We start from the raw sequence: 25,250 nt of genomic DNA on the forward strand, positions 1-25,250 counted from the left end.
AAATCAAGGTCCAAAGCAAAGACACAGTCGCGCCTTTGCCGGGATTCCTTGCTTATTATATACCAAGTGCCAGCGCACACAAAAACCGGCTCTACAAGAAGTAAAGCCGGTTCATATGAACTTAATCTGCATCAGGTTTGCTGCCGGCAATGATCAAGCCTGCAGCAAAACTTGCAACTAACTCTTTCTTGGCCGGAGTCAAGGCGTTGTCGTTGTATGTTAGAACGGTGTCTTCACTTAAGAGGTCTTCTAAGCGGATGATGGTCTTGCCTTCAAGATCAGGCTTGACCATTTTCTCCCTAGCATATTTGTCAGGGTAAGCAAGGGCCAACACGTCTAGCGGATCACTTTCATAGTACTCCGCCAATTTACGAATGCTGCGTTCACTTGGAATGGTTTGGTCGTTCTCCCATTTCGTGAAGCTGGCAGGAGATGTGTGAGTTGCCTTAGCAACCTCAACGATGGATTCTCCGCGATTCTTGCGGATTTGTCGCAACGCGCTCCCAACGGTTTCTGTCATCATCAATTCACCACGATTCTCAATTTTTGTTAGGTTCCCAATATCCTAATAGGTACATGTAATAATCTAACTTGTTGTTTATGATAATGCAATGATTTATGCGAGATTTATTAAATAAGTTATCGATTGGACATATCGGTTTCGTATTCAACCGTATGTAGATAACCTATTTAGCAAATGACGAATCCGACTTGCGACTTGTAATCGCTGCCGCAATGGCTTACGCTTAACATATAAGAACGAGCATTGGCTCGGCAATTTAAGGAAGTGATCAGATGGACCAAGAATATAACCAGCTGTTAGTGCCGGTTGACGGCTCAGATGAAGCAGAACTTGCCTTCCAGAAGGCGGTCAAGGTGGCCAGCGCAAACCATGCACATTTGGACATCTTAAACGTACTTGACACCAAGCAGTTCATCGGCGGCTATGGCGGCATGATCTCTGGTGACGCCGTGTATCAGCTGACCCAAGATGCAGAAAGTTACCTTAACGGCTTGGCTGAGCGTGCCAAGAACGCCGGGTTGACCGACGTGGCGATCCATGTGCGCTTCGGCAATCCCAAGACGGTTATTGCGACAGATTTCCCGCATGACCACAAGATCGACCTGATCATCATTGGCGCTACTGGGCTTAACGCGATGGAGCGGGTATTGGTTGGTTCTGTGACTGAATACGTCAATCGCACAGCGCCTTGTGATGTGTTGATCGTCAAAACAGCATAACAATATTTATATTTAACGCAGGCGGTTGCAACGCAGCCGCCTTTTGTGTACCCCCAGAGCGGAGCAAAGCGCTTTTAGCGGTGGATATAAGGCAGGATGACGTTTGGGCGTACTTTGCCCAAGCGGCGTCATGACTTATATCACGCCGCGTTGCTTTGCGCAGCTCGACGAAGACCACAGCGTAATAAGCGTGGGCCATAAACCTGGCCAGGCTCGGACAGGTATTGCTCCGGCGCGCAGGGCAAGTGGCGGTGCAGGCGGTGCGGCCGGCTCCAACCACGCAAAGCGCGCGTGTTTTACGCCTAAGCATTTAGCCGTGCTCGCTTTGCTCACCTGCGCGTCTAAATTCTTGCCGCGATCAGCATGCAAAGTCAAGCACACCCCGCTTGTCTTTGTATGCTGATCGTTTCACGGCCTGACCGCCGCTTGCCCTGCGCACCTCCGCAATACCTGCCCTACTGTAATCGAATCAGGATCGAGCTTGGCTTATAGACAAATCCCAACAAATCGCGTTTGCTGTCTTGGTGTAGACCTGATGATCAAGTCAATTTGAGCAGAGCAGCTTGCGTTGAATGAACTAAATATCGGCAGTTTGCGATTGTCACAATGATTTGGCGTGTCATGGCCATACAATAATGTCTAAGCGCGATCACGTGATTTGCACTTACTGGAGATTTCAGGCACGGTGAATGGGGTTAATGGCTGGCTGTGGCCCGCCATTGTTGTGCATTCTTTGCGCGTGGTTATGCCTTTTGCACAGCGTCTGGTAATTTCGTTGCCCCACTGGCTTGGCGCAGGTATGATAGATGCGGAGGTGTTGGCCATGACCGGAGATTTACAATGGGCGGCGCAAGACCCGCTGCTGCAAGCTTATCACGACCACGAGTGGGGCGTGCCGGTGCATGATGATCGGCAGCTGTTTGAGCTGTTGTGCTTGGAAGGCTTTCAAGCCGGCTTGAATTGGCTGATGGTGCTTAAGAAGCGTGCCGCGTTGCAGGCGGCTTTTCACGGCTTTGATATTGACGCTTGTGCGGCGCTGACTGACGCGAAGCTGGCGGCTTTGCAACAAGACCCAGCTTTGATCCGCAATCGGTTGAAAATCTCGGCGGTGCGGGCCAATGCGCAAGCGGTGTTGCGTGTGCAGCAGGAATTTGGCAGTTTTGCGGCGTATTTGTGGGGGTTTGTTAATGGTCAGCCGATTGTTAATCGCCCCCAAACTGCCGCAGACATTCCCACGCAAACACCGCTGTCGCAAAACATCGCAGCGGATATGAAGCGACGCGGTTTCAAGTTTGTCGGGCCGGTGATCATTTATAGTTATCTTGAAGGCGCCGGGTTGATCGATGATCACCTGGCAGGGTGGCAAGGCACCAAGGCACAATAGAAGGATGTCGAACATGCAGGGCAAGCGGATCATTGGGTTAATTTTTGGGGCATTAGCAGCGTTATTATGGGGGATCTCAGGTCCAGCCAGTGAAGTGGTGTTTGCCCATCATGTCAGTGTCACATGGCTGATCAGTTCCAAAATGGTGATCGCCGGTTTGATCACGCTGGTGGCTGCGGCGATCAAACAGCGCGGGGAGATTTTTGCGCCTTGGCGCGATAAACGCGCGGCAAGGTCGCTGATCATCTTCATCTTGTTTGGGATGATCGCCATGCAGTTTATTTATTATCAAGCTGTGGCGGTATCAAACGCGCCAACTGCGACAATCTTGCAGTTCTTGTCGCCGGTGGTGGTGTTGGCTTACGTGGCGGTGTCGACGCGGCAATTGCCGCGCCGGGTGGATGTGGTGATCATTGCCTGTGCGCTGTTTGGCACCTTGCTGGTGGTGACTAAAGGCCACTTGACGCAGCTGGCCATCACGCCAGTTGCCTTAGGGTGGGGCTTGTTGTCGGCAGTGGCGGCGGCTAGTTATGCCATTTTGCCGGCACACTTATTGGAAACTTATTCGCCGCTGACCATTACCGCTTGGGCGCAGTTGCTAGGCGGGTTGGTGATGAGCATGGTGTGTCCGTTCTGGACGCAGATCCCGCACATGGATGCCACCGCTTGGGGCGCTTATGCTTTCGTGGTGGTATTTGGTACGGTGGTGGCATATTTGCTGTATCTGATGGCGATGCAATATATTTCCGTAACGGCAGTGTCGCTGCTGGATGCGTTTGAGCCATTAGGCGCGACGTTGACATCGGTGTTGCTGCTGGGCTTTGCGGTCAGCGGCGCAGAATTGCTTGGCGGGTTGATCATCATCGCCACGGTGATTGCCATGAGCTTCACCGAACCCAAAGCGCCTTGATTCAAAAAATGCCACCGCCTGACCATGATTGGGTCAAGCGGTGGCATTGTAATTGAAACTGTTGAGGTCAGGGGTTATTGACGATCATCTTGAGCAACGAGATTCGGTAAGCGATGCTGGCGTTGATGAGGGCGCAAAGCCAGGATGTAGCCGTTTTTCACCCGCATCTTGTATGTGATCTTAGGTTGCAGCTTCGTCGGACGACCGAACGCATCGACAACAGGTAATGTTCGATTCTTGGTTGGCATAAGACACCCCTCCTTCACCATCTATTATAGCCGCTTAGGCGGTTAGTTGCGTTACCACTGGGTTACAGTTGCTTGCTATAAATGATACAATAACAAGCGAAATCAGTTATGGAGGGCACTCATGGATCAATATGGCATCAGTGAATTAGCCGACTGGCTGGAAGCGCAGTCGGATGCGTTGCTTGCAAAAAGCACGCCTTTTCCCGAAACAAAAGTGTTTGCCGCAGTTGACTACCTCAAGAAACTCCGGCATCCTGCCGCAGATTACCTCAACGTCTTGCAAGGCCACTTCGATCGGCATGAATCCGACCACAAGCTCAACTTGTTAGCGGACAAGGCGACCTTAGCTGAGTTGGAAGACCGCATCATGGTCAACCACGTAGACGGCTCGATCACCGACAACACACTTAACTTCACTTATAATCATGAACCGACTTTTGAAGGCGGCTACCAACCTAAAACTGACTTGAACATCGTCAAGTTCGGTTTGGAGGTCATTGGCGCCGTCGCCACAACTGGCAAATTGGACACCGTGCGCGACGCCTTGTCTGCCGATGCCTTGGTGACACTGGTGGTGGCAGCGCACCGCTTCAAACAGTGGCAAGGGGAATAATGACAGGCAAACGCCGATGCAGCACGACGCAAAAGTCGCACAGCATCGGCGTTTATGTATCTGCTAAGCGATCGTTGGGTCACTTGGGGCCAGCCAGTCGGTGTCGCTAAGCTGATGCAGGCGCTTGGAAACCGGCACCCATAAGCGGGCCTTGACGATGGCGCGAATGCTTTGCCAAAAAGCCGGATCGTTGCGCTGTTGGGGGCTGGTGTGCACCGTGATCGTGGTGCCTTGATCGGTGCGGGCTTGAATGTTTGGGTAAGTGACCGCTGTCAGTTGAGCGGTGAGCACATCTAATTCGTTGAGTAACATTTACCTCATCCTTTCGATGCTTTCAGCATACCCAATTTGTGTGAAGATACTCGCGGCGAATTGTGATGATTCTGTGATGAAAAGCTGGCTGCATTGGTCTATACTAATTACAAAAGCGCTTTAACCGAGGAGGAAGTTATGTCTGTTCGTCAACTGACCCAAGATGAAGAAGCTGATTATTATACCCTAGCCCGTTATGCCTTCAACAAGCCGAGTTCCCCACATCGTGATGCGGCTTTTGCCAGCTTATTTGCGCATTCTGCGGCTTTTGGCAGCGGCGAGCCATTGGCCAGCGGCTTGTTAGGGACGCATTTTGCCGTGGATTTCTCTGGTGTCACTTACAAAATGAGCGGCATCGGCTATGTCGCCAGCTATCCGGAAGCCGGCGGCAATGGCGGCATCACCGCATTGATGCATGAAGCTTTCGCTAAGATGCGGGCCGATGGTGAAACGTTATCGTATTTGGCGCCGTTTTCGGCGACGTTCTATCGCCGCTTCGGGTATGAAGGGGCGTTTGATCAAGTGACCCATCAACTGGCGGCCAGCGACTGTCCCAAGGTGCCGCGGCCAAACGCGGCGGTGACGGTGCGGCGTATGCCTTATCAACAAGCCATTGCGTTGATGCAAGAAGTCTATGGCCGCAATCGCGTGGCCACGCGCGGCGGCTTGTTGCGCGAAGCGTGGTGGTGGGAGAATTTAGCCGAGCATTATCCCAAGCGCGAAGTGGCAGTGGCGATGTTAGGCGAGCGGCCGACTGGCTATGTGGTGTATGAGCGCGCCGGGGATACGTTCATGATTCATGAAATGTTCCATGATGATCTGGATGCCCTGATCGCGTTAAGCCGCTTTGTCAGCGCGCATCGCACGGCTTTTGCCCAGTTCATTTACACCACAGGCAACCCTGAGTCGCTGCATGATCTGCTTCCTGAACCAGGCGTCTTGCATACCAGCGTGGCCAGCTTTATGATGGCCCGAATCGTTGACGTGGCCGATTTTCTGCGGCGCTATCCTTATCAAATCAGCGACTTGGCACCGGTGACCATCGGTATCCAAGATGACTTTATCCCAGATAATGCCGGGGTGTGGCAGTTGGCCATTGATGACGGCCAAGTCAGCTTCACTAAAGCCGACCAGCTGACGCCGCAGGTGCAATTGACGATTCAACAATTAGTGAAGGCAACGTTTGGGGTACGCAGCTTGCGCGATTTGTATAGTCTGGGGTTGATCGATGGGGATGCTTATACGATCACCAGCTTGTCAGATGCGTTCTTAGCCCAGCAAACGCAGTTGTACGACTATTTCTAAGCTTGATCGGCACAAATAAGCCTGTGAGAAACCGAATTGGTTTTTCGCAGGCTTATTGTGATGCATGGCACCCAAAACAGTCGCCGCGGGGTTGACACAACGTGACTTCATGCCAAGAATGGCGCATACTCTTGGCGCAAACGGCTGGCCAAGGCAGTGCGAATTGCGGCAGGCTGGAAGCAAGCGGCAGCGGCATTGAGGTTAAAAGCCAAGAAATCGGCGATCGTGGTACCGAAATTGGCTGCGAACAATTGATACTCATGCGTCAAATCGGTGTGTGATACGGTGCGGTTGTCGGTGTTGATCGTCAGCTTCACGCCGGCTTGCTTAAGTTGGTCATACGGATAATGCGCCAGATCTTGGGCGGCTTTGGTTTGCAGATTGGAAGTCAAACACAATTCTGCAGTTGCACCGGCTTTGACAAATTGGGCGATGGCTGCCGGTTCGTTAAACAAGGCTGTGGCATGGCCGATCCGCAAGATACCCATGGCCAGCGCTTGGGTGATGTTGTGCACGCAGTGACATTCGCCGGCGTGCAAGGTCAAGGGCAAATGTAATTGTTGGGCCAAGGCGATTGAGTCAGTCAACACGGCAGTCGGATAGTCGGTTTCGTTGCCGGCAAAGTCGGCCCCGCACAAGCTGTTGCCTAACAGCGGTGCGGCGGCTTGGAGAATTTCGGCATTGCGCGCCGGGTCAGTTTGGCGCATCCCGCAGACTAAGACGCCGCATTGAATATCATAGGTCAACGCAGCTTGATGCAGCCCGGAAGCGACGGCTTGGATCGTTTCGGCGACACTTAAGCCTTCATCCATCGAGAATTCTGGGTCAAAACGCACTTCCAGGTAGCGGACATTTTCTTTGGCGGCTTGTTCAGCGACATCATAAGCGGCCATGCGCAAGTTGGCTTTGGTTTGCAACAGCGGCCGGATCACGTCAAAAGGCCGCAAGTAATCCAGCAAGCTGGCGGTATTTTGCGGGGCTTGGACCAATGCGGCAAGCGCCGAGTCAGCTGCTGGCAAGGTGACATGCGCATTGGCGGCAAGTTTGCGAATGACTGGCAAAGACAAAGAGCCGTCAAGGTGGCAATGCAACTCAACTTTAGGCAGTTGGTGATACAATGAATCCATAACATTTCCTCCCTTATGGCAAGGATCATCGTGCCAAGTGTAACATATCCCGAAAGGCGGCAGAAAGTATGCGAATGGTAGATTTGATCGCCAAGAAGCGCGATCGCAAAGCTTTGACCACAGAAGAGATCAATTGGATGATCGACCAATACATGCAAGAAGCGATCCCAGATTATCAAATGAGTGCGTGGCTGATGGCGGTGTACTTCAACGGCATGACCGATGACGAACAAGCGGCTTTGGCGCAAGCGATGTTAGCCAGCGGCACGCAATTGGATCTCAGCGATATTCCTGGAATCAAAGTCGACAAGCATTCCACTGGCGGCGTTGGCGACAAGATCACGCTGCCGCTGGTGCCTTTGGTGGCTTGTTTAGGCGTGGCGGTGCCGATGATTTCCGGCCGCGGATTGGGTTTCACCGGCGGGACCTTAGACAAATTAGAAAGTATTCCCGGCTTTAACGTTAATTTGACGACTGATCAATTCAAAGCGCAAGTCAAAGCGATTCATCAAGCCATTACCAGTGCCGGCGGCGTTTTGGCACCGGCAGACCGGCGCTTATATGCTTTGCGTGATGTGACCGGCACCGTGGCGTCTAAGCCGTTGATCGCCAGTTCCATTATGAGCAAGAAGCTGGCGTCTGGCACCGACGCGCTGGTGTTTGATGTCAAAAGCGGCAACGGCGCCTTCATGCCTGATGATCAAGCCGCTGCTGCCTTGGCCCAAGCCCTCATCGACATTGCCAAGAATGCCGGCGTTTCAGCGGTGGCGATGATCACGGATATGAATCAGCCGTTGGGAATCACCATTGGCAACAGTTTGGAAGTCGCCGAAGCCATTGCGTTAGTCAAAGGCCGCGGGCCCAAAGATGTACATGATCTGCTGGTGGCGCAAGCGGCGCAAATGCTCAAACTTGCCAAGCGTGCGCCATCGTTGGAATTGGCCATTGGCATGGTGGAAGACGCCTTGCGCGACGGCCGCGCTGCCAAAGCGTTCAAGCAGCTGATCCAAGCCCAAGGCGGCGATCCGCTGGTGGTTGATGACCCGCGGCGCTTGCCGCAAGCGGCGCATAAAGTTGCGATCAAAGCGCAACAGGCCGGCTTTGTCAGCGCCATTGATACCAAAGCGCTAGGCGTGGCAGTGATGCAGCTTGGCGGCGGCCGTGCTAAGCAAGACGACGTGTTGGATCACACTGCCGGGTTGGTGCTGCACAAGAAGCTTGGTACCCCGGTGGCTGTGGGTGAAACGCTGGCGGTGGCTTATGCCAGCGCGCTTGATCCAGCTGCGGTGAGCCAGTTGGTGCAAGCGGCATTTACGATCAGTGACACGCAACCCAAAGCCTTGCCGCTGATCCATCAAATCCTCAGCTAAGCGGTTGGCGGCGCCAAATAAGCTAGGCACAAACTGGCATAATCGTGTATGATAAAACTGGTGTCAGCGCTTGCGTGTTGCACTGCCATGTGATGTGTGAAAGGGGAATTGCCATGCGTTATTTGCATAATATTTCGATCAGACGCTTTGCCAAGCGGGACTTGACAGCTTTTGCCGATGCGGTGCGGCCGCAGATCACCGGGGCCGCGTTGAATATGGCTGTGATCACCGATACCCACGACCGCACCCAGCTGTCGCGGACGTTCTACGGGCCCAACGGTTATTGGCATGTGCAAGAGCAGCATTGGTTGTGCGGCGAGCTGCCGATCGATTGGCGCGTGCATCTCGGCGACATGGTCGATGGCTCGGAGCCTGCGGTATTGACCATGTGGCGGCTGCGCAACATGGTGCAAGACTATGCCGCCAGCGACGTGCCGTTTGTGATCGCGCGCGGCAATCACGACGACAACGACAAATTTGCCGAGCGCAACCGGCGTTTTGCCGGGAGTTTCCACCCATGGGTCTATCATGACCTGGTGTGGGACAAAATGGCCAAACAAGTCGGCGGCCCGAGTGTTTCGCGGCATGGGCTAAGTGTGTTTGATCATGGTAATGTGCGCGTGATCACCTTAAACACCTCAGATGTGCCGGTGCGCTGGATGAGCGGGCGCAAGAATTACGACATCAAGAAGACCTTGGCAGTAACAGCAGCGCAATTGCAAGAGCTGGCTGATGCGCTAAAAGCCGCCGGCGATCGCGATGTGTTGATCATGAGCCACGCTCCGGCAATGACGCGCCCAGGCAAGCCCGGGTTGCGCTATAACGGACGGGCGCTGCATGATTTGTTGCGGGTGTTTAATCTGCACGCAAGCGGGCGGCTGAATTGTGGCGACCATCCGGATTTTGGCGGCCAGGTGACTTTTGACTTCAGCGCGAATTCCGGCAAGATCATCGCGGCAGTGGCAGGGCATTGGCATGTGGAAGAGGATTTCAGTGTCAATGGTATTCACTACAGCTTGTTGAACAACTCGGCTTTGATGGGCTGGTCGCATGGCTTAACCACGCGCTACAATCGGCGCTGGCGGCGCCAGATCAACACACCAAGCGAATATGCCGGGTATGTGTTGAGCATCGACACCACCGCCCGTCGCTTGCGCTTATTCGGTTATGGCGCCACCAGTTTCAAGCGCGTCTTCGCGTACTGACGGGCTTTCACCAGCGGCAAAAAAAATTTGCGATTTGGCAAAAAAAAATTCGCGTAAGCGCTTGCACTTCTCAAAATTCCATGCTATACTTTAGTCAGAGTTAAGGAAGAGGTCAGGCGCAGAACCAGAAGACCAGCTCGAAAGTATCGAACGTTCAACACAACGAGTAGAGCAGGTGCAGGAAGCTGTACCACCACCAGTAATACAAGTACCAAGAAACCGTATCCAGACAAAGAACACGTGGAGGCGCAAGTCTAATAACAAGACTTTACGATCCAAGCGAAACCTTGAGTTTCCGGTAGATGTTTAACGGGTGCGTATTAACCACCAAACTTTGCCATGTTATCTGGCAACATCAATGTAGTCGTCACTCAATGTTTCGTACAAGTGAATAGTGACAGATAGAAGAGGTAAGTAGACCATTTCTAAGCAGTTTGTAAGTACCACGCAACAACCAAATTGCCGACCTCAAACATCCTTAACTTAGGGTCTCACAGTGCTAAGTACGCACGGTGAGGCCTATTTTTTATGCCCAGAGCGGAGCAAAGCGAATTTAGCGGGTCGGGTAGCTTAGCCATGCTGTTTGAGGCGTACTTTGCCTCGAACAGCATGGCGTAGCTAACCGCACCCGCGTTGCTTTGCGCAGCTCGACGAAGACCAGAGCGGAGCAGCCCGCACTTAGCGGTGGATATAAGGCGGGATGACATTTGGGCGTACTTTGCCCAAGTGGCGTCACGACTTATATCGCGCCGCGTTGGGCTGCGCAGCTCGACGAAGACCACAGCGTATAAAGCCCGGACAGGGATTGCTTCGGTGCGCGGGGCAAGCGGCGGCGCAGGCGGTGCGGCCGGTTCCAACCGCGCTGGAGAGCGCGCGTTTTCCACCTAACTTTTGAGCTTTGCGCTCGCCTGCGGCTCACTTTGCAAATCTCAAAAGTTGCCGCGTGTGATGTCGGGTGAGCCTCGCAAAGTACGCGAGTCTTACCTGACATCACACGTTTCACGGCCTGACCGCCGCTTGCCCCGCGCACCTACGCAATCCCTGTCCTCCAATAGTCGAATCAGCTAACAAGTGGCACGAGCGACCAGTCATGCGTGGACTGTGGTTACTTGTTGGCTGTAAGTTCTGAAGTCATGCCAATGAGCAAAGTTGATTTTCGTCAAACAGGGTACATCCTGGTGAGCATTGGTATGCGCAATTTAGAGATTTCCGAGCCGTTGATCCGGAAGTTGGGATATGCTCAGATTCGATTTGTAATATTGGCCACTCCGGTAGTGAGATTTTGCTGATTATTCAAGATTGTATTCGAGCTTGAGTTTGTTGATTGTTGACTGGGCCTTGCTTGCTGTTGTGTTTGCCAAAGTCTATTTCAGAAATCACGTCTGCGACATCGCGCCTTGATCGATCAATTTGTTGTCAACTCGAAAATCAAAGGACAGGGGTTGCGAAGTGGCGTGGGGCAAGCGGTGGTCAGGCCGTGAAACGATCAGCATACAAAGACAAGCGGGGTGTGCTTGGCTTTGTCTGCTGATCGCGGCAAGCATTTAGACGCGCAGGTGAGCAAAGCGAGCGCACGGCTAAATGCTTAGGCGTAAAACACGCGCTTTTTGCGTGGTTGAAGCCGGCCGCACTGCCTGCGCCGCCGCTTGCCCCACGCCGCGCAGCAGCCCCTGTCCGGCCTCCACGGACTATTGTAAATTAATTGTAAAAGCTTAGAAAAACGCTTGCAATTTAATTGTGTACGGCGTATTCTATAATTGTTCTCCGGCATAGGGGCAAGGGTAAGCGAAGGCCAAGCTTGCAGAACGCCGCACCCCGCAACGGGTCGTCTGGAAGCGCGAGTGGTTCGCGCTTTGACCCGCTCGTCCAGAGCGACAGCGCGCTGTTCGCTGTGAAGCCTCAGCTTAACCGCTAGGCAAATAAAGGACGTACTACAGATGATTTGCTCGACGGGTAACCGCCGGGTACTTATACCGCAACGAGTTGCCTTGCGCAGCTGGTTGAAAATCAAAGCCAAGCTTGTTGCTTAATTCAACACGACAAATACCCGATGCGCACTGCTGATCGGGTATTTGTCGTGTTTTGCGTTTAAAGCGCAAGCCGCTTGGGCGCTGTCAATGTTGATCTGGGGGATGCTATAATTAAAGCAGAAACACTTACAAGGGGGGATCTTGATGGCAGCAAGTAAAGGTAAACTGGATAAGTTGATCAAGGCCACAGATCAGCTGGTCGAATCCAAAGGCGTGTCGAAGCTGGCCAAGACTTTTGACAAGTCGCTCAACATTGTCGGCAACGCGGTTTCAGCGGCAGCTGATGTGGCGAACCATCAGCTGGATGAACACCGCAAATTGCATCGTGATGACGTGTCAGTCCCTGATATCAAGGGGCTCAACCTTGTGCAGACCCAGACTCTTTTTGAGGGATTGGATTTGCAATACGCGCTGGTCGTCGCCGAGCCTTCGAAAGCTTTAGCTCAAGCCAAAGCAGATACCATCGTCAAAACCGTGCCTAAGGCCAACAAGGTGCTTTCAGCCGGCAGCTTTGTGAAAGTCTATTACGTCGATGCGGCAACGATTTCAGCCAGTCAAGCACTTGTTGCCAAGGCTTCGCGCCGCAACCAAATTCGCAAAGATTCTGCCAAGGCGATCGCGCAAAAGGTCAAGCAAGGAACGGTTAGCGGTGCCAACAGCTTCGTGCAGACGACAACAGGCTTGTCTAAGAAAGTGGTGCCGCACAAGCATTCCCGCAAGCAGATCAAAGCCGAGATCATTGATGTGCCTAAGCAAAACAGCCAATCAGATGATTATTCGTCAGCGCGCTGAGGCGGGCAAATGCGAATTTGCGGTTGACAATTCTCATGTGAGTGGTAATCTAACATTAATCAATTTCTTAGGAGGTTCTCATTATGGTTAAGCTTTGGGCAAACAACCGCAATGCGTTTAGCTTCGCGTTTAGACAGTGATCTGTCTGGCGCGAAGCTCATTGTGATGAGCTTGCCCCACGCAGATCGTTCATCGACTGCGTGGCTAAATCAGACGGAGGACCGTCTCATTCAACCCCGCAGTCAATTATGACTGCGGGGTTTTTCTATGGTGTCGCTTCCTGTACATATTCCTGAGGAGGAAACAATTTATGAAAGTGCAAATGTATTCTGTCCGTCCCGATGAACAAGCTGCGATCAAGGCCAATGCCGAAAAATATGGTGCCACCGTTGATACGGTCAGCCACGATTTCACCCCGGCAGACATTCCCAGCTTAGCCGGTCATGATGTGTTGTGCTTGGCCCAACATGGTGCCATCGGGACTGCAGAAGACTATGCCAAGATCGCCGCACAAGGCATCAAGCATCTGGCTTTGCGCATCACCGGTTACGACATCATCGATTTGGCGGCAGCTGCGGCTAATGGGCTGAAAGTCACCAATGTGCCAGCATACTCACCGCGTTCAGTTGGTGAAATGACGCTGACGCATGCCATGGTCTTGGTGCGCCATCTCAATGAATCCAAAGCCCGCATGTTGCAAGGCGACTATTCTTGGGGCGGTTTGGAAGCCGATGAGATCCACACGCTGACTGTGGGCATTATCGGTGTCGGCAAGATCGGCTCTGCTGTGGCGCGGCTGTTCTATGCGTTAGGGGCCACCGTGATCGCCAACGACCCGATCCAGCGGCCGGAATTATCTGATATCTTGACTTATGTGGATAAAGACGAATTGCTGCGCACGGCGGATATCGTGACGGTGCACACGCCGCTTGATGACACCACGCATCATTTAATCAACGCCGATGCTTTGGCCAAGATGAAGAAAACCGCGATCTTGCTTAACTGCGCGCGCGGGCCGATTGTGGATACCACAGCCTTGATCCAAGCCTTAGAGAACAAAACGATCGCCGCAGCCGGCCTTGATTCCATCGAAGACGAAAACGGGATCTTCGGCGATAACCTAACTGGTAAAACCGTGCCGAATCCGCGCTTGTTGAAGCTTTTGCAAATGCCTAATGTTTCAGTTTCCCCACATATGGCCTTCTACACCCGTCCAGCTGTTGCCAATATGGTTGCCATTGCCATGAAAGATGCTGATACCATTGCCAATGGCGGCCAGTCTGAACACGAAGTCACCGCTTAAGGAGAATCAGCTTATGACCAATGCCAAAACTGTCACCATGAACATTCTCAATGGCTTGTCCATTGGGATCATCGTTGCTTTGATCCCAGGCGCGATTTTCAATTCGCTAGTTGGCGCGTTGTTGCCGACTTTCCCGCACTTGGCGTTTATCACCCAATTCACCGGCGCGGCGCAAACCATGATGCCGCTGTTGTCTGCAGTGTGCGTGGGGATGTTGGCCAAGTTTACACCGATTCAAACCACTTCGCTGGCTTTGGCGGCGCTGATCGGCGCTGGTAATGTGCAAGCGGCCAAAACCGGCTTCACCTTGGCTGGTACCGGCGATATCATCAACACCGGGATCACCTTGGCGGTAGGCTATGTGTTGATCTTATGGTTAGGCAACGCGTTGAAAGCTTATACCATCTTGTTGATGCCAAGCATTCTGTTGTTAGTCGCCGGCGGCATCGGGCATTTGACCTTAGGGCCGGTATCGGCCTTCACGCAAGCCATTGGTGTGGTGATCAAAGACGTCACCACGGTGCAGCCGCTGTTAATGGGGATCTTGATGGGCGTGGACTTTGGGCTGTTGATCGTTAGCCCAATTTCCACTGTTGGGATCGCCACGGCCATTACCTTAGCCGGCATCGGCGCCGGCAGTGCCAACCTCGGCGTGGTTGGGGCACAATTTGCTTTGACAGTGTATGGTTGGTCGGCGAATTCTTTTGGCACATCGATTGCGCATTTCCTGGGTTCGCCCAAAATGCAAATGGCCAACATTTTCTCGCGGCCGAAATTGTTCTTGCCGATTCTGATCAATGCCGGGATCATGGGCGGGATCGGCGCTTTGTTCAACATTCAAGGCACGCCGATGAGCGCCGGGTTTGGCTTTGCCGGCTTGATCGGGCCGCTGGCGGCGTTGGCTGGCATCGGCCATACCACAGCAGGCAGCTTGATTGAAGTGACGCTGATTTTCTTGGTGATCCCAGTGGCGTTGGCATTAGTGTCACACTTGCTGTTCACCAAAGTTTGGCATTATCAAGATGCAAGCGACTTTGCGTTAAATTATGCTTAAGAATATTAGCAAACGTCCGTTATTTTCGACGCTTGCCTTATAACAAGGAAGGCCTGTTGAATCGCATTGCGGTTTGGCAGGCCTTTTCTTGGCGCAGGTGAAAGCATCGGCCTAGGCCCTTTTGAGTCACTCGCCAGTCGTGGTATAATGCCACATGAAACCGCCGCTTGTGAGGCGTGAGATTAGGAGATAATAATGTCAGAGATTCCCGAATTTACCCCAGTCCTATTAGGCAGTGATATGAACGTTTACGGCATGGCCCGGTCATTTCACGAACTGACCGGCCAAGTCGTCGATGTTTACGCCAAGGTGCAGCTGGCGCCGACGCGCTTTTCTAAGATCGTGAATGTTCATTTGATCCCAGATTTCGACTCAGACCCGACGTTTATCGACCACATGCAGCAAATCGCCGCGCAATATGCCGACAAGCCCGGCAAGAAGATCTTGATCGCTTGCGGGGACGGCTATGCTGAATTAGTGTCCAAACATAAACCAGAACTGGAAAAGACGTTCGTGTGCCCATATGTTGATTACGACTTGCTCAAGCGCTTGAACTCCAAGAAAAGTTTCTATCAAGTCTGCGACGAATATGATCTGCCTTACCCGAAGACCAAAATCATCACCAAGGCGATGTACGAATCCGGTGCTCAGATCTCAACGCCGTTTGCTTTTCCAGTGGCGTTGAAGCCAACCAATTCCGTTGAATGGCTGCTGATCCATTTTGAAGGCCGCAAGAAAGCTTTCACGATCCATTCGCAAGTCGAATTAAACACCATCATCGGCAAGATCTACGACAACGGCTACACCAGCGACTTGATCTTACAAGACTTCGTGCCTGGCGACGACAGCCACATGCGGGTGCTTAACGCGTATGTGGACCAACACCACAAGGTCAAAATGATGTGCCTGGGCCATCCGCTGTTGGAAGACCCGACGCCTGCTGCGATCGGCAACTATGTGGCGATCATTCCGGAATATAACCAAGACTTGTATGATCGGATGCAGAAGTTCTTGGAAGACATCAAATTCACTGGTTTTGCCAACTTCGACATGAAATATGACGAACGCGACAATACTTACAAGTTGTTTGAAATCAACATCCGTCAAGGCCGCTCCAGCTTCTTTGTGACGCTTAATGGTTATAACTTGGCACAATGGCCGGTATTGGATTATGTGACTGGCGAATTAGCTAATCGCGATACGGTGTATGGCAACAAAGAAACCAACCAGCATCAACTGTGGCTGGGCGTGCCAAAGTCGGTGTTTAAGACTTACGCTAAGGATAATGAATATAAGCAAGAAGCCTTGAAACTGATTGGCGCCAACCGCTATGGCACCACGGTGTTTTATAATAAGGACATGAGCTTGAAGCGCTGGGTATTGATGAAGTATATGTTCCATAACTATATTGGGCGCTATAAGCAATATTTCGCGGAAAACAAAGGCGACGCCTAAAACCAGAGCGGAGCAGCCCGCACTTAGCGATGTGTATAAGATGGCCTGAGCTAATGGCGGTTTTTGCCATAAGCTCGGGACAGCTTATACACATCGCGTTGGGCTGCGCAGCTCGACGAAGACCACAGCGTAAAAAGCCCGGCCAGGCATTGCTTCGGCGCGTGGAAAAAGCAACGGCGCAGGCTGTGCGGCCGGCTGCAACCGCGCTGAGGAACGCGCGTTTTCCGCCTAAGTTTCGAGCCCCGCATCGCTGCGCTCAACGCGGGTCTTGAAACTTGCCGCGTGTGGTGTCGGGTAAGCCTCGCAAAGTACGCGAGGCTCACCCGACACCACACGTTTCACGGCCTGACCGTTGCTTTCCCCACGTGCCTACGCAATGCCTGGCCTCCTGTACTTGAAGCCGGATATGGTATGGTGTGACAAATGAATGTTGCAGGGTGCGGATAACTGATTGGATTGCGGACCAACGGCGTGCAGTTGGTTATCTTGCAGTGTGGTGGGATGAATGACCTAGACGCATTTCCAGATACGCGAGATCAAGCAAGTCATATGCAAGTATCATGAACCAATTGGCCCAGCCGCCGTTTAACCCACATTATCCAGCAATAGTTGTTGGCGGCTTGGCGGCGTTGCCTTTGGGGCAAGGGATCGCTGCGGGGTTTAGCCATTTCGTTGCAAGTTCTCACGCAAGCGCATATAATTGACGTTGAATTAGGATGACCTAAACTTAGGAGGCTTCACATGGTGACTGAAGACGATTTTGAAGTTGAATCCATGCATTACAACCGCCTTTTGTTGGCGGTAGACGACGATGACGACGAATCCTCGAGAAAAGCGTTCAATTACGCCTGCACTTTGGCGAAAATCTACGCGATTCCGTTGGGGATCGTTTCGGTGTTGGAAACCGGCGACTTGAATATTTATCAATCGTTGTCGCCGGATCTGTTAAGTGATCGGCGCAGCGATATTGCCGCACATTTGAACACATATGTGGAGAAGGCGCAGGCTTTCGGGGCCCAAGATGTTCAGCCGTTGATCGGCGAAGGCAAGCCTGCGCATGTGATCTTGGATGAGGTGCTGCCGACGTTTAAGCCGGATCTGATCATCTTAGGGTCGCATATCCGCCGCGGCAAGCTGCACATTGGCCATGTTGCAGGCGAAATCGTGCGTGAAGCCGAGGCGTCTGTGATCATCGTGCGCTAAAAGCATTATCAAGGCTTCGACCAAGGGTCGAAGCCTTTTTGCAAGGGGGAAGTTTATGCAATACGAGCATGTGGTGATCGGGCGGGTGATCGCGCGGATCAGCCGCTTCACGGTGCAAGTCGCGTTGAATGGGCAAACTGTGGCGGCGCATTTGTCCAATACTGGGCGCAACAAGGAATTGTTGGTGGCAGGTTTTGAGATCTCGTTGCGCAAAGCCGCTAATCCCGCGCGCAAAACGCCTTATGATGTGTTGGCGGTCAAGCGCGACGGCCGCTGGATCAATATTGACAGCCTGGCGCCTAATCGCGTGGTCAACGCGGCGTTGCGCGATGGCAGTTTGGTGCTGCCGGGGTTGCAGGAGCCGTTGGCGGTGCATCCGGAAACGACTTGGGGCGATTCACGGCTGGATTTTGCCGGCGTGGACGCTGCAGGTGTCAAGTGGTTTGCCGAAACCAAAGGCGTGACGCTGGCCAATCATACGCTGGCGGCGTTTCCTGATGCGCCAACCACGCGCGGGCTCAAGCATGTCCACACCTTGACGCAGGCACAGGGCCAAGGTTTTGCAAGTTTTCTGGTGTTTGTGGTGCAAGTGCCGGACATTCAGCGGGTAACGATTTATCATGAGCGCTTCGCCCCGCTGGCACCGGCGATCAGCCAGGCCAAAGCCCAAGGCGTGCAGGTGTTGGCGCTGGGGTGTGACGTTGGTGCCGATCACATCACGCTGGCTGAGCCGTTGCTGTTTGATGAGACACTGCCGTTTACCGAAGTTGATACATATCCGGAAAACGACGGCTGACAAAGCCCGCTGCAGCGGTTTGTCTCAGGCAGTTGAGTCGCAGGTGCAAACAGTGTAAAATGATGGCCAGGAGGTGGCACATGGCAAAAAAACATGCACAACACTCAGGTTGGTTGAAGCGCACGCTGTTGGTGTTGGGTTTGATCATCGGCTTGGCCTTGGTGTTCAACGAACCGATCAAGTTATTCGTGGTTGATCATATCGGCCAACAAACGATGCAAAAAATCGACAAGAATGCCGTCAAGAAGAACCAGAAGCAAAAAGGCAACTTCGATTTTAAAGCCGTCAAACCTTTAGGCGTCAGCCAAGTTGCCAAAGCTGCCACCAGCGCGACGTATAAGAATGCGATTGGCAAGATCGCCGTGCCGGCGGTGAACATGAAGCTGCCGGTATTGTTAGGCCTTTCCAATGAGAATCTGTCCACCGGTGCCGGCACCATGAAAGCCGACCAGCAAATGGGCAGCGGCAACTATGCTTTGGCAGGACATTACATGACCAACAAAGGGATCTTGTTTTCGCCGTTGAAGAATGCGGCAGTGGGCCAGAAGATCTACTTAACGGATATGTCGAAGGTTTACACTTACGACATCACCACCAAAACCACTGTCGATGAAACTCAGGTCCAATGGATCAACGATGTGGCTGGCAAGTCTTTGGTGACGCTGATCACTTGTGCTTCTGCGACTGAAGGCGAAACCAATCGCATTGTGGTGCAAGGCACCTTAAGCGACACACAGCCTGCGAATAAAACGACCTTGGCAGTCTTTAACTAAACTTAATGGCGCCAATCGATTGTGACCGGTACTTGAAACCCGCAAATAGTGGGCTTCAAGTACCGGTCATTTTGTTCGTGGGCATTTTGATGTGGCGGCGGGGAATTATCTGATATAATGTGGCGTAGATATGGAGGACGATCAGTGACTTACGATAAATTCTTGCGCCACACGCCACTTAGGCGGACTGTGGTTTTGGCGACGGTATTTCTGGTTTTGTGGTTTGCACGCAGCGTGATGAGCACCATTTTGTTGACGTTCATCTTCTCCTTCTTGGTGACGCGGGTGATCAACGCAGTGCGCCGGCGGGTGCCGGTGCGCGCGGTAGTCGTGGTGGCGCCGCTATATTTGTTGGTGGTGGCGGGGGTGATGTATGCGGCGATTCATTATGTGCCGGAGATCATCAAGCAGTCGGTGAATTCGTTTAACTCGGTGTTGGAATTTTATTACAGCGGACATTTTGCGCATAATGAAACCATTCAGTGGGTGTTGAAATCCATCGACCAGATGAATTTGAAAACGCAGATCCAGCATTGGGTCGCGGCGGTGCTGCAATACGCCGGGTCGCTAGGCGGCATGGTGGTGACGTTTGTGTTGTCGTTGTTATTGAGCTTCTTCTTCACGGTGGAAATCGACACCGTCAAGAAATTCGGCCGCCAGTTTCTGGCGTCGCCTTTTGGCTGGTATTTCGCCGATTTGAAGTTCTTCGCCGACAAGTTCATCGACACATTCGGCGTCGTGATCGAAGCGCAGATCATCATCGCCATTGTCAACACCACGATCACGACCATCACCTTGATCTTCTTGAAAATGCCGAACATTCCGACGCTGGCAGTGATGGTGTTCATCTTGTCGCTGATCCCAGTGGCTGGGGCGTTTATTTCGACGGTTCCGCTGGCGATCATCGCCTTCACCGTGGACGGTTTGCAAGGTGTGGCGACGATCGTGATCATGATCTTGGTGATCCATGCATTAGAAGCGTATGTGTTGAACCCGCAACTAATGTCCAGCCGCACCAAGTTGCCGATTTTCTTTACGTTTGTGGTGTTGTTGGCTGGTGAAGAGTTGTTTGGCACTTGGGGGTTGATCGTTGGGATCCCAATTTTCACGTTCTTGTTGGATATCATCGGCGTTAAGAAAATCGACGACGATTAAGCCGGCAAAATAAGGCAAGGCCTTGCGTTAGGTGCAGGGCCTTGCCTTATTCTTGGGGTAAATCGGTCGCCCGTACCTTTTGAATTCGGTTCAGGTTATGCTGTTAGCCGATCACGCTTATCTAATCCTTGTCTGGCTCGTCATGAATGACGTAGGGCAGGAGTTGCGCAGCGGCGTGGGGAAAGTGTCAGTCAAGCCGCGAAACAATCAGCGCAGTAAGCCAAACGGGCTTTGCTTGGCTTACTGCGCTGATTGCGGCAAGTTCTGAGACCGCGCTGAGCAAAGCGATGCGGGCTCAGAACTTAGGTGGAAAACGCGCAGCGACGTGGAGCGAAGCGGAGCTAGCAGCGCGGTTGGAACCGGCCGCGCCGCTTGCGCTGACGCTTTCCCCACGCCGCGTAGCAATGCCTGGCCGGCCCTTTACAACATTAGTTCTCGCTGGTTTGCCCGGCAGGGATGAAGGCTTTGCGGATCACCACAGACATGGTCAAGGCGATGGCTTCAAGTACGGCGAAAACGATCAAGGTGATCGTGTAGCTGCCGGTGAGCTGGTGTGTGAAAGACAATACCAACGGCCCCACCATGCCGGCGGCGCCCCAAGCGGTGAGCACATAGCCGTGAATGGCGCCAAGTTCTTTGGTGCCGAATACATCGCTTAAATAAGCCGGCACCACTGAGAATCCGGCCCCGTAACCGGACAAGATCACACACATGGCGATCATGAACAAAACCGGCGTGTGGATCACCAACAAGGCTAACATCAAGCTGCCCATCACCAAGAACACCACAGAAAACGTGTTGGGCCGGCCCAAGTAATCTGATGCGCTGGCCCACAACAAGCGGCCTAAGCCGTTGAAAACGCCGATGATCCCGACCATTAAGGCCGCGGTGCCTGGCGTCATGGCTGTTTGGCTTTGCGCCATTGGTGAAGCCGCAGCGACTAAGCCGATGCCGCAGGTGATGTTGATGAACAACATCAGCCATAACATGGCGAACTCACGTGTTTTGACCGCTTGATTGGCGGTAAGTGCTTGGCCGCCCATTAAGTTGACCCCAGCGTGATCAGCCGACGTTTGGGCCGCATGCTTTGGCGGGCGAATGAACTGCGCACACAACAGCATCACGGCAAAATACCCAGCCCCTAGCGAATAGAAGGTGGCCACCACACCGATGTGATCCATCAACATGCGCGCCACCGGACTCGTCAGCATCGCCGCAAAGCCAAAGCCCATGATCGCACAGCCGGTGGCGATGCCGCGGTGTTTAGGAAACCACTTGATGATCGTCGACACCGGCGTCACATAGCCAAAGCCTAAACCCAACCCGCCAAGCACGCCATAAGCCAGATACAATAACCACAATTGGTGGCTGGCGATCGCCACGCCAGTCAACACAGTGCCTGATCCATAACAGAAGCTGGCAATGGTCCCGGTGACGCGTGGGCCGAAGCGTTCCACGAGCTTGCCGGCAAACGCCGCGGAAGTGCCAAGAAACAAGATGGCCAAGCTGAAGGCGAAAGTGATGGCTGATTCATTCCAGTGCGTTTGGGCATGGATCTCTTGGGTGTAGACGCTCCAGGCGTATACTGAGCCGATCATCAAATGGAAAATGATCCCGGCGCTTGCGACAACATACCGATTGATTCGCAATTTGAGTCCTCCTTGAATTATCGAACGATTTCCAAAATATTTGCACTAGTTGTGCGTGTTTTCAGTATAATCGATTGATATTTTCACGCAAGGCATCGAAAAAATAGGAAAACCGCGAATTATCGCGGTTTTCCTTAGCTGAGATAGTTATGCACAAGTAATCCGACTAGCGATCTTGTGTTTAATGGCGGCGAATGATGTTGATCAAATGCAAGATCAACGCAAAGCCGCCGCCAATCAGTACCAGATCCGCTGCAATGTGCACCGCTGACCAGAAACCGCTGGTATCGACTAAAGTGTGTAAGGTCAATGAGTTAACGTAAACCATGAAATAAACGATGCTGAGCAGCCATAGCCCCAACACCACGAGCCAAATTTTGCGCATGTGAGCCTCCGTGAGTCATTTCCTGAAAAGGGTCCGCTTTCATCATAGCAAACTTTGCAATTGGCGTCGCGTTTATCGTGAGATGTGGTATCATGAATTGATACTAAAAATATTAAGCGAGGTAATCTCTAGATGGCTAAATTAGTGCTTATCCGTCACGGTCAAAGTGAATGGAACCTGTCTAACCAGTTCACTGGCTGGGTCGACGTTAACTTAAGCGACAAAGGTGTTGAAGAAGCAAAGGCGGCTGGTCGCAAGATCAAAGAAGCCGGCCTTGAATTCGACCAAGCTTACACCTCCGTTTTGACCCGTGCGATCAAGACGCTGCACTTTGCACTGGAAGAATCCGATCAACTTTGGGTTCCAGAAACGAAGACTTGGCGCTTGAACGAACGCCACTATGGCGCTTTACAAGGCCAAAACAAGGCTGAAGCAGCTAAGAAGTGGGGCGACGAACAAGTGCACATCTGGCGTCGTTCTTACGATGTCTTGCCTCCTCTTTTGAGCGCTGACGACGAAGGCTCTGCAGCCCAAGACCGTCGTTACGCTAACTTGGACCCACGCATTGTGCCAGGTGGCGAAAACCTCAAAGTTACGCTCGAACGCGTTATCCCATTCTGGGAAGACCACATTGCCCCAGATCTGTTGGCTGGCAAGAACGTCATCATCGCAGCGCATGGTAACTCCTTGCGTGCCTTGACCAAGTACATCGAAAACATTTCCGATGAAGATATCATCAACTTGGAAATGGCTACCGGCGAACCAGTTGTCTACACTTTCAACGACAAGCTTGAAGTGCAAGACAAGACCAAGCTCGGCAAATAATTTACACCTGACTCAATGAGCCAGACGCCACGTCTGCAGTGATGCAGGCGTGTTTTTTTTACGACAAAATGGGGGAATGACGTGTGAAGAAGTTAAACAAAGGGTGGCTTGCCGGCTTGGTCCTGCTGGCGGCAACGTTATCGGTGTTGTTGTTGGCCGGCTGTGGCGATACCGCAGCGGATAGTGGTGACGCCGATGAAGAAACGGCAGAATATTATACAGCCGATGACGAAAGCGTCGACGATGCCGCAACTGAAAGCAGCGAAACGACCGCTTCCAGCTTCAGTCAAAGCAGTGACGCGACAACAGCATCCAGTGTGAGTCAAAGTACGACAGACGATCAGGCAGCCGCAAGTGCGGCTGATTCAACCGCTGCCGCCAGTCAAAGCACTGGCACGACGGATCAATACCAAGATCCGCGCCCGGCGCAAGCCAGCTCGACGACGCGCAATTATCAATACCAGCCAGTGCCGCAAACCGGCCAACAAGAAACGGTGTATATCAACACTGCCATTAAAGGCCGCTATCACAAAGATCCCAACTGTCGCGGCTTGCAGCGCTTCGGCGGCGGCACGCCGATGACTTTGGCGCAAGCGCAACAACAAGGCTATACCGCATTTTGCGCGTATGAACGCTACGGAGACAATTAAGAGAGACAGGCTTTCGCTGAGGCGAAAGCTTTTTTTGTAATCTGTAGTTGTGTGCGGCGGGCTGCTCGCTCATAATGTAGCTAAACGTCGTATGGGTGCGATGATTACAGGAGGAGATCATGAAGTATTATCAGTGGGTGGCAGGCCTGGCATTGATCGGCTTATTGGCTGGGTGTCACAAAGCACAACCGGCAGTGCAGTCGCAAACTAAGCCGTTATTGAAGGCGCAACGGGCAATTTTTGCGCACAGTTCGAGTACGAACGCAGGAAAGCGGATACATATCCTGATGCCGCAAACGGCCAATGGGAAAGCTTTGGTGAAAGCAGCGCCATATCAAGCTGCCGCTGCCAAAGCTTTGGGCAAAGCCAAGGCTGCAGCGGCGTATGTCACATTCACCGGCCATCCCTTGCAAGCGGACTATTGGCAGCTCACCCCAAGCGTGCAAGTTTATCAAGTTAAAAACGGCACCACCAAGCTGGTGAAGAAACAAGCGCTCAAGCCGGTTAATGTGAATACCAAAACCGCCGAAATCTTAACCGCAGGCAGCTTGTTGAATACCGATGCCGAATTGCAAGCGGTGAATTATCGCGCGCTTAAGCAAGTGGCCGATGGCAAGCATTTAAGTGCCGATCAGCTCAAGCAGGCCCAAGCCATCACCTGGCTGAAAAATCGCCAGGCGACGAATCTGACCGTTAGCGCCAAAACCCTCACCATATACCCAGCAGCTAATCCGCTGCAGATCAAAGCTGTTGACATTCCCTTAACTGCCATCAGCAGCTATTTAAGCAAGTGGCACCAAGGGCAAGCAACAGTCGCTGATGCTAAGCAGAAGCTAGTGGCGTTGACTTTTGACGATGGGCCGAATCCGCAAACCACGCCGCAGATCCTCAACACACTGGCCAAGTTCCATGTCCAAGCGACATTCTTCTTGCTCGGCGAACAAGTGGCGCAAAATCCTGCCTTATCCGCCCAAGTGGCTGCTGGCCATGAAGTCGGCACGCATACTTATGACCATGAAAACATCGCCGCTTTGGCGCCTAAAGCAGCCGTTGCCGAAGTTGATCAATCGTTGGCGACGCTATATGAAGCCACCGGCAAGCTGCCGACGCTGCTGCGGCCTCCATATGGCGCCATGGACAAGGCGCATGATGCCGGTGTGGCGCTGCCGGCGATCCAATGGTCGATCGATTCACGCGATTGGACCACGACGCAAGTGGCACCGATCGTTTCGCGGGTGACTCATGCGACATATCCTGGCAGCATCATCTTGATGCACGACATTCATCCCCAAAGCGTCGCCGCGTTGCCGGCAATTATCAAAGGCTTGCAAGCGCAAGGCTATCGCTTCGTGACCGTGTCACAACTGTTAGGCACGCAACTGCTGCCGCACGAGCAATACTTTGGCGTAGGCGACCATCGGCCGATTGAGTGAATAAAGCAATGCCAGCACTGACTTGTTTACT

At 52.7% G+C, this 25,250-nt stretch carries 24 protein-coding genes; 18 read left to right on the forward strand and 6 right to left on the reverse strand.

Going from position 1 to position 25,250, the window contains the following annotated elements:
* Nucleotides 1-121: 121 nt before the first annotated feature.
* Nucleotides 122-523 carry a helix-turn-helix domain-containing protein gene (locus tag ACGG90_RS03625; protein ID WP_390405970.1) on the reverse strand — a complete coding sequence of 134 codons (402 nt, stop codon included), beginning with the start codon at nucleotides 521-523 and terminating at the stop codon, nucleotides 122-124.
* 272 nt (nucleotides 524-795) lie between these two features.
* On the opposite strand from ACGG90_RS03625, the gene ACGG90_RS03630 reads away from it, so the two are divergent.
* The 3 genes from ACGG90_RS03630 to ACGG90_RS03640 all read left to right on the forward strand — a co-directional run bounded on the left by ACGG90_RS03630 (nucleotide 796) and on the right by ACGG90_RS03640 (nucleotide 3,536).
* Nucleotides 796-1,242, forward strand: coding sequence for a universal stress protein (locus tag ACGG90_RS03630; protein ID WP_390405972.1), 447 nt, complete (start codon nucleotides 796-798; stop codon nucleotides 1,240-1,242).
* A gap of 823 nt (nucleotides 1,243-2,065) precedes the next feature.
* Nucleotides 2,066-2,626 (forward strand): DNA-3-methyladenine glycosylase I, encoded by a 561-nt coding sequence (locus ACGG90_RS03635; RefSeq protein ID WP_390405975.1) that lies wholly within the window; start codon nucleotides 2,066-2,068, stop codon nucleotides 2,624-2,626.
* Nucleotides 2,627-2,639: 13 nt separating this feature from the next.
* Complete coding sequence (locus tag ACGG90_RS03640; RefSeq protein ID WP_390405977.1) at nucleotides 2,640-3,536, forward strand: DMT family transporter; 897 nt, start codon at nucleotides 2,640-2,642, stop codon at nucleotides 3,534-3,536.
* A 74-nt stretch (nucleotides 3,537-3,610) separates the two neighbouring features.
* On the opposite strand, the gene ACGG90_RS03645 is transcribed toward ACGG90_RS03640, so the two are convergent.
* On the reverse strand, nucleotides 3,611-3,784 hold the full coding sequence (locus tag ACGG90_RS03645) for a hypothetical protein (RefSeq protein WP_390405980.1): 174 nt from the start codon (nucleotides 3,782-3,784) through the stop codon (nucleotides 3,611-3,613).
* Between the two features lie 121 nt (nucleotides 3,785-3,905).
* On the opposite strand from ACGG90_RS03645, the gene ACGG90_RS03650 reads away from it, so the two are divergent.
* A complete protein-coding gene (locus ACGG90_RS03650) occupies nucleotides 3,906-4,397 on the forward strand; it encodes a hypothetical protein (RefSeq protein WP_390405982.1) in 492 nt (163 codons plus the stop codon).
* Between the two features lie 63 nt (nucleotides 4,398-4,460).
* Here the strand turns inward: ACGG90_RS03650 and ACGG90_RS03655 are convergent, their stop codons facing one another.
* Nucleotides 4,461-4,709 carry a hypothetical protein gene (locus ACGG90_RS03655; protein ID WP_390405984.1) on the reverse strand — a complete coding sequence of 83 codons (249 nt, stop codon included), beginning with the start codon at nucleotides 4,707-4,709 and terminating at the stop codon, nucleotides 4,461-4,463.
* Nucleotides 4,710-4,847: 138 nt separating this feature from the next.
* On the opposite strand from ACGG90_RS03655, the gene ACGG90_RS03660 reads away from it, so the two are divergent.
* Complete coding sequence (locus tag ACGG90_RS03660) at nucleotides 4,848-6,014, forward strand: GNAT family N-acetyltransferase (protein ID WP_390405987.1); 1,167 nt, start codon at nucleotides 4,848-4,850, stop codon at nucleotides 6,012-6,014.
* A gap of 107 nt (nucleotides 6,015-6,121) precedes the next feature.
* Here ACGG90_RS03660 and add read toward each other — a convergent pair whose 3' ends face one another.
* Nucleotides 6,122-7,141: an adenosine deaminase gene (gene add / locus ACGG90_RS03665; RefSeq protein ID WP_390405990.1), complete on the reverse strand. Its 1,020-nt coding sequence runs from the start codon at nucleotides 7,139-7,141 to the stop codon at nucleotides 6,122-6,124.
* 68 nt (nucleotides 7,142-7,209) lie between these two features.
* On the opposite strand from add, the gene ACGG90_RS03670 reads away from it, so the two are divergent.
* From ACGG90_RS03670 to ACGG90_RS03715, 10 genes are all read left to right on the forward strand, one after another.
* Nucleotides 7,210-8,511 (forward strand): thymidine phosphorylase, encoded by a 1,302-nt coding sequence (locus ACGG90_RS03670; RefSeq protein WP_390405993.1) that lies wholly within the window; start codon nucleotides 7,210-7,212, stop codon nucleotides 8,509-8,511.
* 113 nt (nucleotides 8,512-8,624) lie between these two features.
* Nucleotides 8,625-9,716, forward strand: a complete 1,092-nt coding sequence (locus ACGG90_RS03675; protein WP_390405996.1) for a metallophosphoesterase family protein — start codon at nucleotides 8,625-8,627, stop codon at nucleotides 9,714-9,716.
* A gap of 2,174 nt (nucleotides 9,717-11,890) precedes the next feature.
* Nucleotides 11,891-12,538 (forward strand): PASTA domain-containing protein, encoded by a 648-nt coding sequence (locus ACGG90_RS03680; protein ID WP_390405998.1) that lies wholly within the window; start codon nucleotides 11,891-11,893, stop codon nucleotides 12,536-12,538.
* A 310-nt stretch (nucleotides 12,539-12,848) separates the two neighbouring features.
* Nucleotides 12,849-13,841 carry a D-2-hydroxyacid dehydrogenase gene (locus ACGG90_RS03685; RefSeq protein WP_390406000.1) on the forward strand — a complete coding sequence of 331 codons (993 nt, stop codon included), beginning with the start codon at nucleotides 12,849-12,851 and terminating at the stop codon, nucleotides 13,839-13,841.
* 13 nt (nucleotides 13,842-13,854) lie between these two features.
* Nucleotides 13,855-14,895, forward strand: a complete 1,041-nt coding sequence (locus ACGG90_RS03690; RefSeq protein ID WP_390406003.1) for a PTS transporter subunit IIC — start codon at nucleotides 13,855-13,857, stop codon at nucleotides 14,893-14,895.
* 195 nt (nucleotides 14,896-15,090) lie between these two features.
* On the forward strand, nucleotides 15,091-16,350 hold the full coding sequence (locus ACGG90_RS03695; protein WP_390406005.1) for a carboxylate--amine ligase: 1,260 nt from the start codon (nucleotides 15,091-15,093) through the stop codon (nucleotides 16,348-16,350).
* 741 nt (nucleotides 16,351-17,091) lie between these two features.
* Complete coding sequence (locus ACGG90_RS03700) at nucleotides 17,092-17,553, forward strand: universal stress protein (RefSeq protein ID WP_390406008.1); 462 nt, start codon at nucleotides 17,092-17,094, stop codon at nucleotides 17,551-17,553.
* A gap of 55 nt (nucleotides 17,554-17,608) precedes the next feature.
* On the forward strand, nucleotides 17,609-18,349 hold the full coding sequence (gene sfsA, locus ACGG90_RS03705) for a DNA/RNA nuclease SfsA (RefSeq protein ID WP_390406010.1): 741 nt from the start codon (nucleotides 17,609-17,611) through the stop codon (nucleotides 18,347-18,349).
* Between the two features lie 80 nt (nucleotides 18,350-18,429).
* Nucleotides 18,430-19,122: a class A sortase gene (locus ACGG90_RS03710; RefSeq protein WP_390406012.1), complete on the forward strand. Its 693-nt coding sequence runs from the start codon at nucleotides 18,430-18,432 to the stop codon at nucleotides 19,120-19,122.
* Between the two features lie 117 nt (nucleotides 19,123-19,239).
* Nucleotides 19,240-20,277 (forward strand): AI-2E family transporter, encoded by a 1,038-nt coding sequence (locus ACGG90_RS03715; RefSeq protein ID WP_390406014.1) that lies wholly within the window; start codon nucleotides 19,240-19,242, stop codon nucleotides 20,275-20,277.
* Nucleotides 20,278-20,705: 428 nt separating this feature from the next.
* On the opposite strand, the gene ACGG90_RS03720 is transcribed toward ACGG90_RS03715, so the two are convergent.
* Both ACGG90_RS03720 and ACGG90_RS03725 read right to left on the reverse strand, forming a co-directional pair.
* Nucleotides 20,706-21,926, reverse strand: a complete 1,221-nt coding sequence (locus ACGG90_RS03720; protein ID WP_390406016.1) for an L-lactate MFS transporter — start codon at nucleotides 21,924-21,926, stop codon at nucleotides 20,706-20,708.
* Nucleotides 21,927-22,107: 181 nt separating this feature from the next.
* Complete coding sequence (locus tag ACGG90_RS03725) at nucleotides 22,108-22,311, reverse strand: hypothetical protein (RefSeq protein WP_390406019.1); 204 nt, start codon at nucleotides 22,309-22,311, stop codon at nucleotides 22,108-22,110.
* Nucleotides 22,312-22,443: 132 nt separating this feature from the next.
* Here ACGG90_RS03725 and ACGG90_RS03730 point away from each other — a divergent pair, with 132 nt between their 5' ends.
* The 3 genes from ACGG90_RS03730 (at nucleotide 22,444) to ACGG90_RS03740 (ending at nucleotide 25,219) form a co-directional block, all read left to right on the forward strand.
* Nucleotides 22,444-23,136, forward strand: a complete 693-nt coding sequence (locus ACGG90_RS03730) for a 2,3-diphosphoglycerate-dependent phosphoglycerate mutase (RefSeq protein ID WP_390406021.1) — start codon at nucleotides 22,444-22,446, stop codon at nucleotides 23,134-23,136.
* A gap of 83 nt (nucleotides 23,137-23,219) precedes the next feature.
* Nucleotides 23,220-23,786 carry a hypothetical protein gene (locus ACGG90_RS03735; RefSeq protein ID WP_390406024.1) on the forward strand — a complete coding sequence of 189 codons (567 nt, stop codon included), beginning with the start codon at nucleotides 23,220-23,222 and terminating at the stop codon, nucleotides 23,784-23,786.
* Nucleotides 23,787-23,905: 119 nt separating this feature from the next.
* Nucleotides 23,906-25,219 (forward strand): polysaccharide deacetylase family protein, encoded by a 1,314-nt coding sequence (locus tag ACGG90_RS03740; RefSeq protein WP_390406027.1) that lies wholly within the window; start codon nucleotides 23,906-23,908, stop codon nucleotides 25,217-25,219.
* Nucleotides 25,220-25,250: the final 31 nt, after the last annotated feature.

This window comes from Lacticaseibacillus jixiensis, from assembly GCF_042847315.1.
GTDB lineage: Bacteria > Bacillota > Bacilli > Lactobacillales > Lactobacillaceae > Lacticaseibacillus > Lacticaseibacillus jixiensis.